At 41.9% G+C, this 17,297-nt stretch carries 15 protein-coding genes; all 15 read right to left on the bottom strand.

All coding sequences use genetic code 11. The features are described from left to right. On the bottom strand, positions 1-1,736 hold a 1,736-nt coding region (locus ACVPON_RS03220; protein ID WP_462876120.1), incomplete at its 3' end, for a DNRLRE domain-containing protein. A gap of 559 nt (positions 1,737-2,295) precedes the next feature. Further along, positions 2,296-3,642, bottom strand: coding sequence for an MATE family efflux transporter (locus tag ACVPON_RS03215; RefSeq protein ID WP_462876118.1), 1,347 nt, complete (start codon positions 3,640-3,642; stop codon positions 2,296-2,298). 222 nt (positions 3,643-3,864) lie between these two features. Beyond that, positions 3,865-4,848, bottom strand: a complete 984-nt coding sequence (guaC, locus tag ACVPON_RS03210; protein WP_462876116.1) for a GMP reductase — start codon at positions 4,846-4,848, stop codon at positions 3,865-3,867. A gap of 317 nt (positions 4,849-5,165) precedes the next feature. Beyond that, positions 5,166-5,789: an endonuclease III gene (gene nth / locus ACVPON_RS03205; RefSeq protein WP_462876115.1), complete on the bottom strand. Its 624-nt coding sequence runs from the start codon at positions 5,787-5,789 to the stop codon at positions 5,166-5,168. 470 nt (positions 5,790-6,259) lie between these two features. Next, positions 6,260-7,915: a sensor histidine kinase gene (locus ACVPON_RS03200; RefSeq protein ID WP_462876113.1), complete on the bottom strand. Its 1,656-nt coding sequence runs from the start codon at positions 7,913-7,915 to the stop codon at positions 6,260-6,262. Further along, positions 7,908-8,585 carry a winged helix-turn-helix domain-containing protein gene (locus tag ACVPON_RS03195; protein WP_462876111.1) on the bottom strand — a complete coding sequence of 226 codons (678 nt, stop codon included), beginning with the start codon at positions 8,583-8,585 and terminating at the stop codon, positions 7,908-7,910. The genes ACVPON_RS03200 and ACVPON_RS03195 overlap by 8 nt, the downstream gene beginning before the upstream one ends. Positions 8,586-8,590: 5 nt before the next feature. Continuing rightward, positions 8,591-9,232 (bottom strand): phosphate signaling complex protein PhoU, encoded by a 642-nt coding sequence (gene phoU / locus ACVPON_RS03190; RefSeq protein WP_462876109.1) that lies wholly within the window; start codon positions 9,230-9,232, stop codon positions 8,591-8,593. Beyond that, complete coding sequence (pstB, locus tag ACVPON_RS03185) at positions 9,232-9,981, bottom strand: phosphate ABC transporter ATP-binding protein PstB (protein WP_462876107.1); 750 nt, start codon at positions 9,979-9,981, stop codon at positions 9,232-9,234. Before pstB ends, phoU begins: the two co-directional genes overlap by 1 nt. After that, a complete protein-coding gene (pstA, locus tag ACVPON_RS03180) occupies positions 9,974-10,825 on the bottom strand; it encodes a phosphate ABC transporter permease PstA (protein WP_462876105.1) in 852 nt (283 codons plus the stop codon). Before pstA ends, pstB begins: the two co-directional genes overlap by 8 nt. A gap of 5 nt (positions 10,826-10,830) precedes the next feature. Continuing rightward, a complete protein-coding gene (pstC, locus tag ACVPON_RS03175; protein ID WP_462876103.1) occupies positions 10,831-11,676 on the bottom strand; it encodes a phosphate ABC transporter permease subunit PstC in 846 nt (281 codons plus the stop codon). A 10-nt stretch (positions 11,677-11,686) separates the two neighbouring features. After that, the gene (locus ACVPON_RS03170; RefSeq protein WP_462876101.1) at positions 11,687-12,562 is read right to left on the bottom strand and encodes an extracellular solute-binding protein; all 876 of its coding nucleotides are present in this window, start codon (positions 12,560-12,562) and stop codon (positions 11,687-11,689) included. A gap of 955 nt (positions 12,563-13,517) precedes the next feature. Beyond that, entirely contained in the window at positions 13,518-14,588 is a 1,071-nt protein-coding gene (locus tag ACVPON_RS03165) for an ABC transporter substrate-binding protein (RefSeq protein WP_462876099.1), read from the bottom strand. Beyond that, complete coding sequence (locus tag ACVPON_RS03160) at positions 14,589-15,359, bottom strand: ABC transporter permease (protein ID WP_462876096.1); 771 nt, start codon at positions 15,357-15,359, stop codon at positions 14,589-14,591. Then, on the bottom strand, positions 15,359-16,159 hold the full coding sequence (locus ACVPON_RS03155; protein WP_462876094.1) for an ABC transporter permease: 801 nt from the start codon (positions 16,157-16,159) through the stop codon (positions 15,359-15,361). Before ACVPON_RS03155 ends, ACVPON_RS03160 begins: the two co-directional genes overlap by 1 nt. Next, a complete protein-coding gene (locus ACVPON_RS03150; protein ID WP_462876092.1) occupies positions 16,143-17,297 on the bottom strand; it encodes an ABC transporter ATP-binding protein in 1,155 nt (384 codons plus the stop codon). Before ACVPON_RS03150 ends, ACVPON_RS03155 begins: the two co-directional genes overlap by 17 nt.

Raw genomic sequence — 17,297 nt, 5'->3', positions numbered from 1 at the left:
GCAGGGCTGTCTCCTTGGTAGTTCTTCGTCGCATCACTCAAGCTATAGTGAACACTAGCACCAGGGGTGGTGAGACCATCTGCGAAGACCCCTTGGAATTGGAGCTTGCCTGTCTTATCGGTCTTGACCAGGGTGCGCAGGTTGATCGTAGTATTGCCCAGTTCATAGTTCATGTCCACTGGGTCAGGCACAGACCAGTGAATCGTTAAGCTCGGTGCCTGGTCTGGGGTGAAATCCTCTTGAGCAACATTGGTGGGATCAGCTTCTGTGGTATAAAAACCTCCACCATTAGCGTTCTCATCAATGGCTTTGACCACTAGACCATAGTTAGGAGCTAATCCTTGAACCCAATTATTGACTGCTGTCCGAATATCAAAATAATGAAAGCCCAATGCCTGCGACTGAATGGCATTCTCACCTGCAATTTCTTCTTCTAAGGAGAGAGAACTCAACCAATCAATGGTATTGATATCAAAGTCTTGTTTGAGGGAATAGACCCCATAGGTGGCAGATGCCGTCCCTTTACCATCTGAGTATTGATACAAATTGAGACTAGCGCTATCAATGCGGGCTTCCTTTGGAATATTGCTAAAATCATAATTGATTTTGAAGTACATGCGGGTCTTTCCAATATCTGCCGCATCTTCCACTCCCATATTGGAGGAGACAATATAACCCACAAAACCATAGGCAAGACCTTGGAAAGTCCCATGAACAGAGCTAGTCACAACATCTAGTATCCTCTCCCGCGGAACAGTGACTGTCGGGTCAATCCGTACAGGGTACTGGCGCTCTTTGGAAGAAAGCCAGTCTTTGCCTGCGACGACAGTCACTTGGTATTTTCCAGATTTTTCACTCAACTCTAGGGTCACATCTTGACTGGTCGCACCAGCTGCGTCCACCATGACAGGGGCTGTCAAGACAAAGAGGATCTTGGTTTTTCCTTTCTCACGAACCAGCACTTGATTATTTTCAAGGCGAACATCGTAATTTCCAGCGTCTAGCCCATAGGTAAAGCGGTTCTTGCCTCCCCACTCGGCAAGGATGATTTCTTCCTTGATCCCGTTCGATTGAACCGTGTACTGGACGTCGGTCTTGCCTTCGACATTGTTATACAAAATCGCATTTTGTGCAACCGTTGCCTTGTCATAGGTTGTCTCAAGAGGATAGAGGGAAATCTTCTCCTCTTGATGAAGGACATCAATCGGGGTTTCTTCCTTGACCTCACTTGGCAGTACTACTCCGACTGGGGATTCTTTGGGCAGATAGTAGTGTTGCCCATCGGCATGATAGGAATACAAGGACAAGTCAACGGGGACTTCTAGCCCGTCTTGGTCCACATAGGTCTTGATGTCACTGCCAATGTGGGTCACAAAATGGGTCTCATCCACACGGTAGAGCTGTTCTTGTCCACTGACCGCAACAGGTTCTCCATATTTCTGTTTGAGTTCTACTTCTGCATCACTCTCTTCTGTCACAACTTTCGGTTGCTGGATGGCATCCCCCTCCTCTTTGGGAGATTCGGGTGTTGTACTGGACACGTCAGCCGTTTCCTTATTGGCATTCTCAGAACCAACTGTCTGCTTGTTGGCTTCCTCCAGCGCTTCTTGGTAGGTGGCCTCTAGTTGCCCTTGTTCAAGGGCTTGGCTAAGTTCTTCTGCATAGACAAGCGGAGAATGTGCCAATACAAGCGTCAGCAACAAAAACCAGCTTAAAAACTTTCTTATCTTTTTCATATACTGTCTCCTTTTTATCAGATTCTCGCATCTCATAGAGATACCAGACCAATACTAAAGCCTCATCAGAAGGAGTTATTTCCAGCTCTGATAGTCTTTAGATCCCTTTTTCTTTTCATCAATCATTATAGCAAAAAACGAGCCTCATGTAAATTGGCTAATTCTATTTATTAAGAATTAAAATGGAAAGGAGAAAAAATTATACTCAAAAAAACAGACGAGAGAAGGTAAACGAAGATAGTTGAAATAGTTGATACCTACTTCAAGTTGGAAATCAGAAAGATGTTAATATTTCTCACGTATTCCTTCATGCCTTGTGGGAACAGGATGAAACACGCCACTGGAGCTTTTCATTCATCAAAATAAGGTGATAAGGTTTTAAAAAACTATTGTAGGTCAACAATTAAATGTGGTCCTATTGACTGACCTTGTTGCAGTCCAGTTCTATCTGCGGTTTTATCACCTAGTCAGATTTTGATTTTCATAGAGTAGAGGGTAAGAAAAGCAGCCCTTACCATATCAAAAATACCCTGGCATTCCAGAGTATTTTTATAGGTTATCATTGGTTTATGATTCTTTTTTCAACTACCCTCAAACGTAGATTTAGTGATAATCCACAGACGAAGATTCCGACAACAAGACCAATCCAGTAGGCAAATGGTCCTAAAGAGGTTCGACTATCAAGAAAAAAAGCAATAGGGAAGGTCAGACTCCAATACGAAACGAGACCAATGATAAAAGGAGCACTTGTATCCTTATAACCCCGTAAAATACCTTGAATCGGTGCTGTAAAAGCATCTGCCAACTGGAAAAAAAGAGCATAGGTCAGAAATTGAGAAGTCAATTGAATAAAACTTGGATCGTAGCCATAAAGACTTGCAATCATCGGACGAAAGAAATACAGGAAAGACAAGGTCAGGGTAGCAAACCCCATGGCAATCAAGCGTCCCAGACGACTGTACTCCTTGACATCTTGATTGCGACCTGCTCCAATTTCATAGGAAATCAGGATGGGCAAGGTCGCAGAAATGCTCAAAGGAAAGGCATAAAGGAGTGTGGCAAAATTCATCGCAGCCTGATGTGAGGCAATCACTTGCGAGGAAAACTTAGACATATACAGTCCCACAACAGCAAAAATCGCAACCTCCGCAAAAATTTGGAGACCGATTGGCAATCCTAAGCGTAAATCTTCTCTGATGAAAGAAAGGTCAAACGGGCTCTTTTCCCAAATTCGGTAGTCTTTTATCTTCGGATGCCGGCACATGACCCAGATAACAACCCCTAAAACAGCCCAGTAAGCCAGAGCCGTTCCCATACCCGTTCCTGCTCCTCCTAATCTAGGTAAACCCCATTTGCCATAAATTAAGAGATAATTAAAAAAGGAGTTAAAGGGAACGAGTAAGAGCATCAAATACATGGATAGTCTGGTCAAGCCCAGAGAGTCAAAAAAGGAGCGAAAGACGCTAAATAATAAAAGAGGGAAAATCCCAATCGAAAGATAAAAGAGATACTGCTCGGCTACTTGAAAGACAGCTCTTTCAAGATGTAACAGTCGCAAGGTCGGTACTGCCACCAAAAAGATGAGAAGAAATAGAAAGAGAGACAAGCCAATTGCCAGATAGATAAAATGTTGCAATTCCTGTTGAATCCGTCTCTGATTTCCCCGTCCCAGATGTTGCCCAATAATCGGAACCAAGGCTGATACAATCCCTGTCAAAAGAGCAAAAAATGGATTCCAAAAACTCGTCGCCATGGAAACACCTGCTAAATCCACCGTACTATACTGTCCTGTCATCATGGTATCAATGAAACTGGCTGAAAAATTAGCAAATTGATACACTAAAAGAGGGAGAAAAATCTTTAAAAATAAGGAAAGTTTTTCTTTCCAGGTTCTTGTTTGGTACATCGTAACTCCTTTTCTCTAAGATGTTTATCTAGTAAAATCCCCTATCACAAGTAGAATATTGGGGATACTTGGCATGTCAAAATACAAGGCAAGCCCTCAGTTTGGTTATAGTTGTTTCGTTTCCTTTTAGTACTAAACAACTATACAAACAAGGGGAGAGACACTCCTTTTCTACATCTAAAAACTGCCGAACACTTCGTATCCAGCAGCCTATTTGCCTGATTAGTGGGCATCACCATTCCAAATCGAGTTTTTTACAATGACATAGTCTACATGCTTCAAGCTAGAAATATCTTTTCCTCCTGCATAGGAAATGGAACTTTGTAAATCTTGCTCCATTTCAATCAGGGTATCCTTTAAATGCCCTTTGGCTGGTAGGAGAATCTTCTTACCTTCTACATTTTTATAAGCCCCTTTCTGGTATTCAGAAGCAGAGCCGTAGTATTCCTTGAATTGTTCGCCATCTACTTCAATTGTCTTTCCAGGGCTTTCAATGTGACCTGCAAAGAGCGATCCAATCATGACCATGCTTGCTCCAAAGCGAATCGATTTTGCAATATCACCATGGGTACGGATACCGCCATCTGCGATAATCGGTTTCCGTGCAGCTTTAGCACACCAGCGTAAGGCAGCCAACTGCCAACCACCTGTTCCAAAACCGGTTTTTACCTTGGTAATGCAGACTTTGCCAGGTCCAATGCCGACCTTAGTCGCATCTGCTCCTGCATTCTCCAATTCACGAACAGCTTCTGGAGTTCCTACATTTCCAGCGATTACAAAGGTTTGTGGTAATTCTTTCTTGATGTACTGAATCATTTGAATCACACTCTCTGCGTGACCATGAGCAATATCAATAGTGATATACTCAGGGGCATCAGCCTTCAATTGCCTGATAAAATCATACTCATAGTCTTTTACTCCAACGGAGATGGAGGCGATCAAGCCCTGTTCGTGCATGCGCTGGATAAAAGGAATCCTCCTTGCTTCATCAAAACGATGCATAATATAGAAATATCCGTCCTTGGCTAACTGTTCTGCAACATCTTCATCAATAATAGTCTGCATATTGGCAGGTACAACAGGTAATTTAAAGGTATGCTTCCCCAAAGTCACTCGAGTATCCGCCTCTGAGCGGCTCTTAATAATACATTTGTTTGGAATCAGTTGAATGTCTTCATAATCAAAAATAGGAAATTCGTTAAGCATTTCAGCTCTCCTTTACAATAAATGACCTACCTATGCTTTTCTTGCATCGCTACGCCATTCCTGACGCTTCCTTAATCTAGTATACAAGAATGTTTGGTTTTTGTCAATTTTGAAAACTTATCATTTCGATACATTCGTCATTTCTCGATAAATAAATTGTTTAGGATATTAAATGTTCGTATTTTTCGGTGTTTTACTAAAAAAACGGCTATTAGAGGCTCTTGATACAAGAAATTTCCTCACAAGAAAAAGAAGCAATCTGGACAGAAGTCCTCCAAACCGATGAACAATGACCTAGTTAGGAGCTTCAAGGAAGATTAGTCAAATTCATAGAGTTGAGGATAGTTTGCACATTCTGGATTTTTGGGATGGCAGACCTCCCGTCCAAAATAAATCATAGCTTGGTGTGCCTTGAGCCACAATTCTGGAGGCAAGACCTCCATTACCCGCTTTTCTGTCTCTAATGGGGTCGCCGACTTCTTGACAATATCATGGTGCTTACAGATTCGACCGACATGGGTATCCACTGCAAAGGCTGGAATGCCAAAACCGACGCTCATTACTACATTAGCTGTCTTACGCCCTACACCCGACAGAGCTTCCAATTCTTCCCTCGTCTTTGGTACGATCCCTCCATGCTGAGAAAGTAATTGCTGAGCACACTCTTTTAGGAACTTGGCCTTATTACGATACAAACCTAGCCTTGAAATATAACTTGCAATTTCAGATTCGCTGGCTGCTGCCATCTTCTCTGGGGTGGGGAGCGCTTCAAAAAGGGCTGGCGTTACCTTATTGACCGCAGCATCTGTCGTCTGTGCAGATAGCATGACTGCTACCAATAACTCAAAATGGTTGCGAAAATCCAAACTAGGCTTGGCGTCTGGATAGAGGGCAATAATTTCTTCAATTACTTTGCGGGCACGTTTTTTTGATAATACCATATACTCTCAATTCTTTCTCTGTTTTTCACTATCTACTAGTATAGCATAAAAAACAGCCCAGTGGATTGTATAGTGATTTCGTTTTAAAATAGGATATACTTGCAAAATAAGTAGCGAACGAAGGGAGTCTTTAAAAGATATTTTCGATCTAGAACGGTATTTTTGAGACTTTGAATTCAAAAATGAGGGATGAAACTCCGAAAGGAGCTTGCTTGCGTCCGTACTATTTAAGGAAAATATCAAAAGATGCTAAATATAGACTAAATGAACTATATCACTTCCCTTCTATTTCATAAAGAAAAAAATGAAACCCAACCATTTAGTCTAAATCGAGAAAGAATGAGGATAAGCCAGGTTCTGAAGTCACGATACAAAGCCTATCCTCACCCTATTGAACTGTTTCTTTTATCTAGAAAGTATCTATCCTAGCAGGACTTAAAGACCTGCTAAGGACTACTGCAAGTTCCTTTTCATCTCTTTGGAAAAAGCACTGTCATGGTCGTTCCCTGACCTAAGTGGCTATCTACCTCAATGCTTGCACTATGAATCTGCAAGGCGTACTTCACAATGGATAAACCTAGACCTGTCCCCCCTACCTGCTTAGAGCGGCTCTTATCTGCCCGATAAAAGCGTTCAAAAATACGTTCCTTATCAGCAGGAGCAATTCCCACTCCTGTATCTGTTACCTGAAAAAGGACATGCTCTTGATCCTGCGATAATTCAATAGCTATCTTTCCATTTTCTTGATTATACTTGATTGCATTGTCGCAAAGATTGTAGATAATGGATTGTAGGAGGGCTGGATTTCCCTTGTAGTAAATGACATCGGCCTTGAAGCTAAAAGAAAGTCCTTTTTGCTTTATTTTTTCATTTAAGCCACCTAGTACCTGGTCAGTAAGTTTTGTCATATTGACTACTTCCTTATGGAGTTTTCCTCCCTCATCTAGCTGGGCTAGTTGCAACATATCTTCCACTAATTGAATCATCCGTTTACTCTCTTGGTGGATTTTCCTAGAAAATAATTGGACAGTCTCTGGTGAAGCGAGACCTGATTGAAGCATTTCAGAGTAACCAAATAAAATATGTAACGGAGTTCGTAGCTCATGGGAAACGGTTGCTGTAAATTCTCTTCGGAGCTTGTCTAGATAGTACTGCTCTGTCACATCAAAGAAGAGGATCACTGCACCTGTCTGCTCTACTTCCGTGCAAATAGGACGAATGAGAACCTTTCTTTGGCTCTCACCAAATTCAAAAATCCTCTCTGCTTTTTGCCCTGCTAATCCGTCCTCTAATAGTTCTTTCAGACCGATATGACGAGAAAAAGCAGGAACGATTTGACCGATAGCTGCCCTTTCCAAGCCCAAGAGTTGCCCTGCTGCATCATTGTAGGAGACCAAGTGACCTCTTTTATCCACAATGACTAGCCCCTCTTTCATTTTTGAGATAATGGTCTCAAATTCCTCCCTTTTTTGCCGGAGTAAAGCTTCTTTTTCTGCCAGTTGTATCTGGTGCTCTTCTAAACGCTTTAGAAGCGGGGATAGTTCAACATAGACATCATTTTCAAATGGTTTTTCGAGATTTAATCGTTCCAGTGGCTGCAACAATTTTCGAGAAATTCTCTTAGCGATAAAAAGTGACCCCAGACTGGAGAGGATAAACAGCAAGCCCATCCACGGAGTCAAGTGCCCCATCAAAACCCAGATTGTTTCTTGGGATAGGGACAGACGAAGCACCGTTCCATCTGCTAAGCGCTGAGCCGAGTAGAGCAAGCGTTGCGTAAGTGTGTCAGACTGACGGATACTTTGACCAAGCCCTTTCTCCCAAGCCTCCCTTACTTCCTCACGATCCGCATGATTTCCTAGCTGGTCTACTGATTTCTCCGAATCGTAGAGCACCGAACCATCAGGGGCAATCCAGGTGATGCGTACTTCCTTGGTCTCAAGCTCCTCTAAATAATGAAAGCCTTCTTGCTCTACTGCTTGAGCAACCAAGCTAGTCTGGGTACTCAACTGTTCCAACTGTAACGCAGAAAAATAATGGAATAGATAGCCGAGGATAAGAAGAATCGCTCCAAGAAAAATCCCCATTGTCGATAGGAAAATAGCTTGAAAGATTTTTTTAGTCATTTCCAACCTCCAAGAGATAGCCTACTCCCCTAATTGTTTTAATATAGCCGGATACAGGTCCTAGTTTTTGGCGCAAGGTTCCAATATGGACATCGACTGTCCTAGTCTCTCCTAGAAAATCTTGTCCCCAGACCTTATCCAGTAGTTCCTGTCGAGTAAATACCCTTTGGGGAGCACGAACGAGCAGACGCAATAGTTCAAATTCTTTCAATGTCAACTCTAACTTCTTTCCCTCAACGACTACCCGATGGCGTACCAAATCCAGCTCAATCTGCCCATATTGCAATCGTTCTTTCTTCTCTGTTTTTTGAACACGACGAAGGACTGCCTTGATACGAGAAAGCATTTCCATCATTCCAAAGGGCTTAACCAAGTAGTCATCTGCCCCTAAGTCCAGACTTTGTACCTTGTCAAATTCTGTCCCTCTAGCTGTTGCCATCATAACTGGAATATGGCTAGTTATCGAGGTTTTCCGTAATTCTGCAAGGATAGATACACCGTCCTGACCAGGCATCATCACATCTAGGATAATCAGATCTGGAAGTGTCTCTTTCAACTCTTTCCAAAAACCAGTTGCCTCTGAAAAGCCTTTAGCCTCAAAACCAGCGGTTTTAAGGCTATAGAGCATCAATTCTCGAATGGCATCATCGTCTTCTACGCAGTAGATCATTCTCTTCACCCTTCTAACTGACCCGTGATTGCAAACTGGACCCATTTGGCAATATTTACCGCATGGTCTCCAATCCTTTCCAAATATTTCGCAATCATCAACAGGTCAATGGCCTGGTCTCCATTAGCAGACTGCTTTCCTAAATAACAGGCCAGTTTTTCTTTTATTGTACCAAAATATTGGTCAACTGTATCGTCTTTTGCGATGATTTCCTGCGCTAGGGTATCACTTTCTTTGACAAAGGCATCTAGACTCCCAACCACCATCTGGCTGACCTGCTCTGCCATTTTCTTAACCAGAGGAATTTCATCTACTAAATGAATGGTATTGTGGCTGATGAGGTCTGCTACTTCCGATGATTGGGCACCAATCCTCTTCATATCATAGACCATTTTTAAGGCTGAAGAGATTGTCCGCAGATCACGGGCAACTGGTTGTTGACGTAACAACAATTTGAGACAGCGAGCCTCAATATCTCGTTCTAATTCTTCCATCTGCTGGTAGATTTGCTGGATTGCTTCCTCATCTAAGCAATCAATGCCAGTTAAGCCCTCAGCAGAACGAGCAATAATCTCTTCACACAAACCTCCCATATACATCATGTCTTTCTGTAAGGCTTCTAGCTGACTTTCAAAACGTGAACGCATTAACCAAACCTCCCTGTAATATAATCTTCTGTACGTGGGTCCTTAGGCATACTAAATAGTTGACTGGTCTTATCATATTCAACGACTTCCCCTAATAGAAAGAAAGCTGTCTGATCAGATACCCGCAATGCCTGTTGCATATTGTGGGTCACCATGATAATCGTATAGTCCTTTTTTAACTCCAGAACCAATTCCTCGATCTTAGATGTTGAGATGGGATCTAAAGCAGAGGTAGGCTCATCCATTAGTAAAACTTCTGGTTCAATCGCCAAGGCTCTTGCAATACAAAGGCGTTGTTGTTGCCCTCCTGATAAGCCAAGTGCCGATTTATTCAGACGATCCTTGACTTCCTCCCAAATGGCTCCCTGCCTGAGGGAACGTTCCACTATTTGGTCTAGCTCCAATTTCTTATGAATCCCGTGCGTACGTGGTCCGTAAGCGACATTATCATAGATACTCATTGGAAAGGGGTTGGGCTTTTGAAAGACCATTCCTACTTTTTTTCGCAGAACAGTTGTCTTCATCTCTTGGTAGATATCTTCTTGATCCAAAAGAATCTGCCCGTCTATATGACAATCCTTGACCAAATCATTCATACGGTTCAAACTTTTTAACAGAGTGGATTTTCCACAGCCAGATGGACCGATAAACGCTGTAATCTGATTGCTAGGGATTTCCAGGTTGATCTGTTTCAAGGCTTGAAAATCTCCATAGTGTAGATTCAAATTCTGAATGCTAAATTTACTCATGTTTATTTCTTCCTAATTTTAATGCAATCCATTCGGAGAAAAGATTCATCACAATCACAAGGAGCAGGAGGATAACTGCTGTTGCATAGGTTTGATTGATATAAATCCCCTCTCCTGATATCAAATACATATGTACCGCCAAGGTTCTACCCGAACGGGTCAAACCAGTTGCCACCTCTGCTACAGTACCTGCTGTAAAGATAAGGGCAGCTGACTCTCCAATGACGCGTCCCAAAGCAAGGACAACCCCAGAAAAGATACCCGGTAAAGCTGATGGCAATACTACTTGAAAGATGGTCCGTAGTTTACCAGCTCCAAGGGCAAAGCTCCCCTCACGATAGCCCTCTTCTACCGACAGCAGGGCTTCTTCTGTCGTCCGCATAATCAAGGGTAGTATCATGATACTTAACGTAGACGCCCCTGCTATCATGGACAAGCCCATATGGAGAAATTTTACAAAAAAGAGGGCGCCAAATAAGCCGTAGACAATAGAGGGAATACCTGACAGGGTTTCGGTTGCCAGACGGACAACCGTTACCAAAAAATTGTCTGGATTGGCATACTCTGTCAAATAAATAGAAGCACCTATCCCAATGGGAAGAGCAATCATTAAGGACAATACTGCCATTAAAACGGTATTTAATAGGGCAGGCAACATGGAGACATTGCTACTAGAATATGTCCATGAAAAGAGGGACAAATTTAGGTAAGGCAAGCCTTTTATTAAAATATAGAGAACAATAAAACTAGTCGCTAGCCCAGCTAAGCCTGCTGATAGATAGACGATCCACCTCAAAAAGAAGGACAAATGGTCATGAGTAGATTCTTTTTTTAAAAGTGACACGATGGCTACTCCTTTTTATACATTATGTAGAAGGTCGTATTGATGATGAGTATGAAGATAAAGAGCACAACTGCTGTTCCAATAAGAGCTTCTCTGTGCAAGTCTGTTGAATACCCCATCTCCATCACAATATTGGTCGTAAGAGTACGGACACCAGAAGTCAATGAAGTAGGAATCAAGGCTTGATTACCAGCTACCATAATGACTGCCATCGTCTCTCCCATTGCTCTTCCCAATCCTAAGATGACACTTGCCAAGATTCCTCGCCTTGCAGCCGGCAAAATGATGAAAAAAATACTACGCTCATGAGAAGCACCTAATGCCAAGCCTCCTTGATAATAGGCTTCTGGAACTGCCCGCAAGGCTGCTTCTGATACACTAATAATCGTAGGCAAAATCATCATTCCCAGCAAAATGGAGGCTGTCAATACCCCCATTCCATGACCCCCGATATGATTTCGTACAAAGGGGACAAGGACGACCAAGCCAAAGAAACCATATACAACAGAAGGAATCCCAGCCATTAAACTCACTGCTTTTTTAAAAAGAGGATACCAGTTTTCTTTGCAAAAAAACGCTAAGTATAAAGAGGTTAAAATCCCGATAGGAACACCAATCAGCAAGGCTCCTAGGGTTACGTAAATAGAACCAATAATCATTGGCAAAATACCAAATACATGATTAGAAGGTCTCCACTCCAAACCTAGAAGAAAGTTTCCCCACCCAATTTCCTGAATAGCCGGCAAACCTGCTGAAAAGAGAAAAATACAAATAAAAATAACGGATAAAACGGAAAGACAGGCAGTCATAAAAAAGACTGCTTGCATTCCGACTTCTCTGAATTGGCGCATGACATTCCCCTTATTTTGAAATATAGGCTGACCATTGCCCTTCTTTACCAGTGTAAATATCCTGTACTTCTTGAACGCTTAGACCAGACAAGGGATTCTCTTTATGGACAATGAGCGCAATACCATCCATTGCAATAGCTGTGGCAGATGCACCTTTTGAGCTTTCTGAATCTTTCAACTCACGCGATGCCATTCCGATGTCTGCACTTCCTTCAATAACGCTTGTTACTCCTGTTGAAGAATCACTTTGCTGAATTTCTACTGTCACCCCAGTATTAGCTGTCTGATAGGCTTCTTTCAACTTCTCCATAACAGGGTTAACCGAACTTGATCCAGCAACGACGACCTTACCAGAATGCGCTACTGACCGATAGGTCGAACTGGTATCTACAGGAATGTAGCCTGTCTTTTCAACGATAGCCTGACCTTCTTCGCTAAGAATAAAGGAAATGAAATCTTGTGCAGCTTCACTAGCAGCTCCTTTGGTTACAATGTTGAAAGGGCGGGCAATCTTGTACTGACCTGATGTAATGCTTTCTCTGCTTGGTGCTACACCATCAATTTCAAGGGTTTTAGTGGTTCCATCCAATGCTCCTAGCGAAGCATAGCCGATTGCACTACTATCACCAGCAACTGTCGTTAGCATCACTGCAGTAGAATTTGTCACAATAGCTTGGGTAGTTGTTTTATCTACCTTATTTCCTTGGTCGTCCTTGCTTTCAATACCAAATAGCTCGATAAAGGCTCCACGAGTTCCTGACCCTTCTTCACGAGACACAACAGTGATAGGCTGATCAGCCGTACTGGCATCTTTTGAGCCACATGCTGCTAGAAAACCTAGACAGGCAAAACTAATGACTGCAATTTTTGTAAAACGATTGGACATACGATCATCAACTCCTTAATCTTTAGAATCTGTATTCACCAGCCAAAACTTTTAGGCAAGTTCCTGTTTCTTCAACCTGCAGGTTTCAGCCGTACACGTTGTATCCCAAAAACCACTCAATAGTTGAACAACAAGATACAGCTCACTAGTCTGGACTAGTGAAACTAGATCCTCCTTTCTCCCTGCTTGTATCCAGATTCCATTCTGGACGAACATACAGGCAAAAATGCAACTCTCTTGACTAAAAGCATCCACTTAGATACTGATTCTTATATTCTTATCTTACAGCTTTACTATCAAATCTTTCCCCTCCTTTCTGTAAAGTTTTTGTAAAATCACTTAAGATGTGAGAGCGTTTGACACGAGTTTCACTCGTTTTATTTCCAATCTTTAACAGTCTATCCTTAGACTGTTAAAGCACAAAGTGTACCAAGGGCATCCGTATCCGTAAGCGAACAAAGTTCGCAACGGCTACAGCAAAATAGGCTATTTCCCACCTCCAAAGCTATACCATACCTTTGGAGCTAGGAAGATTTATCCCTAAAGGGATTCTCAGCTGTAATCGGCTAAAGCCAAAACAGCTTGCCTATCTTTTTCACACAGTGCTTAGCTCGAACTCAATTAAACTAAGATACGAAGGGCGTGAAAAAAGCGAATGAAAAATAGGAGACTGACGACATGTTCGATGAACCCAAGGAAATCTATCCTTACAGGATTCTCAGCTGTAATCGGCTAAAGCCAAAACACCTGCCTATCTTTTTTACACAGCTCTTAGTCTACATTCAATTCAGTGATAAATATACTCCTTTAGTTTAAAAGAACAATATAAGGCGAACGCTATAAAAAATAGGCTGAGCTTAAGCCCAGCACTACTTCCTAGAATTTATATCAGTATTTGATGAATCTTTGTTATCTGCTTTACATCGCCTAATCTGAAGCTGACTCTCATGGAGTATTACTTACGATACATCTTAAATTGTAGATAAAGATCGTTGTAATCACCGAGGAGCTTGCGACCGAGATTGTCATAAACTTCTAGATTTTTCAAGGTTTCTTCCGAAGGGTAGAAAGCTTGATTGTTTTTTACTTCATCTGGTAGCATTTCTTTAGCCTTGATATTTGGTGTTGCGTAACCGATGTACAGGGCATTTTGATAAGCATTTTCTGGGCGTAACATAAAGTTGATAAAGGCATAGGCTCCCTCTATGTTTGTTGCGGTCTTGGGAATGACCATGTTATCAAACCAGAGATTCGATCCTTTTGATGGGACAACGTAGCGTAAGTGTTCATTTCCGTCCAGCATTTCTCTTGCTTCACCTGAGAAACTGATAGCAATGGCGGCTGCATCTTGAATCATATAGCCCTTGATTTCATCAGAAACAATTGCCTTGATGTTAGGGGTTAATGCGTATAGATAGTCAGCAGCTTCTTCTAGCTCTGCTTGGTTGCGAGAATTTAGACTATAACCGAGGGTCTGAAGACCAATCCCCATTCCCTCACGGGCACCATCCACTAACATGATGTTATCACGGTATTCTTCTGACCATAGGTCTTCCCATTGTCTTGGAGGATTTTGGACCATCGTCTCATTATAGACAATTCCCAAGGTTCCCCAGAAATAGGGGATTGAATAATCATTTTTTTCATCAAAACTTAAACCAAGAAATTTCGGATCAATCTGTTCAAGACCCTTGATTTTTTTCTTGTCTAGCTTAATCAGAAGATCTTCGTCTAACATCTTGGCAATCATATATTCAGACGGAATGGCTAGATCATAGGTCGTTCCACCTTGCTGAATCTTAGTATACATAGCCTCATTAGAATCAAAGGTCTGATAATCAACTTGAATCCCTGTCTCTGTTGTAAACTTCTCTAAAAGTTCAGGATCAATGTAGTCTCCCCAGTTATAGATGACTAATTTTTGACTAGTTCCCTCCTTGGACTGACTTTCCAGCTTATGGCTAATCCCAAAGAGAAGAAGGATAATCACGATAATACCGACTAAAAAGGAGTACAAGCGTTTCATTTAGTGGACCTCCTTTTCCCGAGAGATAAAATAATAACCCACTACCAATACAATACTAAAAAGAAAGACCAAGGTTGAAAGAGCATTGATTTCAAGGGAAATTCCCTGGCGGGCACGCGAATAAATTTCAACAGAAAGATTGGAATAGCCATTGCCTGTAACAAAGAAGGTCACAGCAAAATCGTCTAAGGAATAGGTAAAAGCCATAAAGTAGCCTGCAATAATAGCTGGTGTCAAATAAGGCAACATGATTTCCTTCAACATCTGAAATTGACTAGCTCCTAGGTCATAAGCGGCAAGTACCATGTCACCGTTCATTTCCTTGAGGCGTGGCAATACCATCAAGACCACAATCGGGATGGAAAAAGCTACATGGCTCAAAAGGACAGAAACAAAACCTAGTTGGAAACCAATCACAGTAAAGAGAATTAAAAAGCTCGCCCCAATCATGACATCTGGTGCTACCATGAGGATATTGTTGACCGAAAGTAGCATATTTTGCCATTTTTGCTTGCTTTGGTAGATATAAATAGCACCAAAGGTACCAATAATGGTTGCAAGTAAAGAACTAAGAAAGGCTAGGAAAAAGGTCTGCGCTAAAATCAGCATGAGACGACTATCCCCTAGCATGGAGAAAAAATACTCCATGGTAAAGCCGGTAAACCCGTTCATATCCCCACCCTCATTAAAGGCATAGGCAATCAAGTATAAAATCGGCAGATAAAGGACAAGGAAGGTAATCGTCAAATACACTTTTCCAATTTTTTTCATTATTTCTTCCTCTCTTTCGTTAGCCACATGGTCAAAAGCATCGCCAGAATCAAGACCACACCGATCGTTGAACCCATCCCCCAATTTTGGGTAGTGAGAAAGTGTTGCTCAATTGCTGTTCCGAGCGTAATCACACGATTTCCACCGATAAGACGGGTCAACATGAACAAGCTCAAACTTGGGATAAAAACAGCCTGTACACCGCTTCTTACCCCGTTCATAGAGAGAGGAAAAATAACCTTGGTAAAGGTTTGCCAAGAATTTGCTCCTAAGTCACGACTAGCATGGATAAGATTCTGATCTAAATCATCTAGTGCATTAAAAATTGGCAAAATCATAAATGGAATTTCAATATAGCTGGCAACAGTAATAAAGGAAAAATCAGTAAAGAGGATCTGCTGGGAACCCAAGCCTAGAAAATTCAAAAACTGATTGATAGACCCATGTTGACCAAAAATACCGATAAAGGCATAGGCTTTCAAAAGCAAATTGACCCAGGTGGGCAAAATAATCAACATCAACCAGAGTTGCTTATGTTTTAACTGAGTGAGAAAAAACGCTGTTGGATAGCTAATGAGTAAGGTCACAAGGGTAATTATTCCTGCATAGAGAATAGAGTTCATACTCATTCGCAGATAGGTCATATTGGGGGAGTTGAAATAGGTTTGATAGTTTGACAGCGTAAGAGTGCCATCAATATCAAAAAAGGATTTATAGACAATCATCGCGACTGGGGCTAGGACGAAAAGGAGAATCCAAAGAAGATAGGGAAGAACGAATAATCTAGAGGTTTTCTTCATTTCGTTCCTCCTCAATCGCGTTAATCAAACCATCTTCGACTTCTTCAACCTCCACATATTCTTCAATCCGAGCATCAAACTCTTCTTCTGTCTCATTGAGGCGCATGATATGAATATCTTCAGGTTCAAAGTCTAATCCGATAACCTCCCCCTCAATCGCCTTACGGGTTGAGTGAATCATCCATTCGTTACCCAAATCGTCGTAAGCGATAATTTCATAGTGGACACCACGAAAGAGCTGGGTATCGACTTTTACCCTTAATTTGCCCTCATCTGGTAAGGTAATTTGGAGATCTTCAGGACGGATCACAACTTGAACATGCTCATTGGGCTTCATTCCACCATCGACCGCCTCAAACCGCTTACCGTTAAACTCCACTAGGTAGTCTTCAATCATTCGCCCAGAAATAATATTGGATTCACCAATAAAAGTAGCGACGAAATGGTTAATCGGCTCATCATAAATATCAACCGGCGTCCCCGATTGAACAATCTCACCATCATTCATCACAAAAATCCAGTCGCTCATGGCAAGAGCTTCTTCCTGATCATGGGTCACAAAGACGAAGGTGATGCCTAGACGCTGTTGCAATTCACGCAACTCATACTGCATATCGGTTCGTAGTTTCAAGTCAAGAGCTGATAAAGGCTCATCGAGTAAGACCACTCGTGGCTCATTGATAATGGCGCGTGCAATCGCTACCCGCTGGCGCTGGCCTCCTGATAACTTTTGAATCGCACGTTTTTCATAACCTGCTAGGCGAACCATTTTCAAAGCTTCCGTCACGCGTTGCTCTATTTCTTCCTTGGGGATTTTTCGCAATTTAAGAGGAAAGGCTACATTTTCAAAAACAGTCATGTGCGGAAAAAGCGCATAGGACTGGAAGACTGTATGGACATCGCGCTTATTGGTCGGTACATCATTGATTCGTTCACCGTCTAGATAAATATCACCTGAAGTAGCATCTAACAAGCCTGCGATGATATTTAAAATAGTTGATTTTCCTGAACCAGAAGCACCTAAGAGAGTATAAAATTTCCCTTCTTCTAGCTCAAAGTTAATGTCCTTTAAAACAACTGTCCCACTATCTTCAAATACTTTGGAAACGTTCTTAAATTCGATGATTGGTTTCTTCAA

Source organism: Streptococcus sp. 1F3, assembly GCF_054968985.1.
The sequence above is the reverse complement of the archived record's forward strand: the minus strand, read 5'-3'. Positions and strand labels throughout refer to the sequence as shown.

Excerpts from the sequence above, each read along its gene's own strand:
- ACVPON_RS03215 (WP_462876118.1), bottom strand. The coding sequence starts at position 3,642 with ATGTACCAAACAAGAACCTGGAAAGAAAAACTTTCCTTATTTTTAAAG.
- guaC (WP_462876116.1), bottom strand. The coding sequence starts at position 4,848 with ATGCTTAACGAATTTCCTATTTTTGATTATGAAGACATTCAACTGATT.
- nth (WP_462876115.1), bottom strand. The coding sequence starts at position 5,789 with ATGGTATTATCAAAAAAACGTGCCCGCAAAGTAATTGAAGAAATTATT.
- ACVPON_RS03200 (WP_462876113.1), bottom strand. The coding sequence starts at position 7,915 with ATGACTAAAAAAATCTTTCAAGCTATTTTCCTATCGACAATGGGGATT.
- ACVPON_RS03195 (WP_462876111.1), bottom strand. The coding sequence starts at position 8,585 with ATGATCTACTGCGTAGAAGACGATGATGCCATTCGAGAATTGATGCTC.
- phoU (WP_462876109.1), bottom strand. The coding sequence starts at position 9,232 with ATGCGTTCACGTTTTGAAAGTCAGCTAGAAGCCTTACAGAAAGACATG.
- pstB (WP_462876107.1), bottom strand. The coding sequence starts at position 9,981 with ATGAGTAAATTTAGCATTCAGAATTTGAATCTACACTATGGAGATTTT.
- pstC (WP_462876103.1), bottom strand. The coding sequence starts at position 11,676 with ATGCGCCAATTCAGAGAAGTCGGAATGCAAGCAGTCTTTTTTATGACT.
- ACVPON_RS03170 (WP_462876101.1), bottom strand. The coding sequence starts at position 12,562 with ATGTCCAATCGTTTTACAAAAATTGCAGTCATTAGTTTTGCCTGTCTA.
- ACVPON_RS03165 (WP_462876099.1), bottom strand. The coding sequence starts at position 14,588 with ATGAAACGCTTGTACTCCTTTTTAGTCGGTATTATCGTGATTATCCTT.
- ACVPON_RS03160 (WP_462876096.1), bottom strand. The coding sequence starts at position 15,359 with ATGAAAAAAATTGGAAAAGTGTATTTGACGATTACCTTCCTTGTCCTT.
- ACVPON_RS03155 (WP_462876094.1), bottom strand. The coding sequence starts at position 16,159 with ATGAAGAAAACCTCTAGATTATTCGTTCTTCCCTATCTTCTTTGGATT.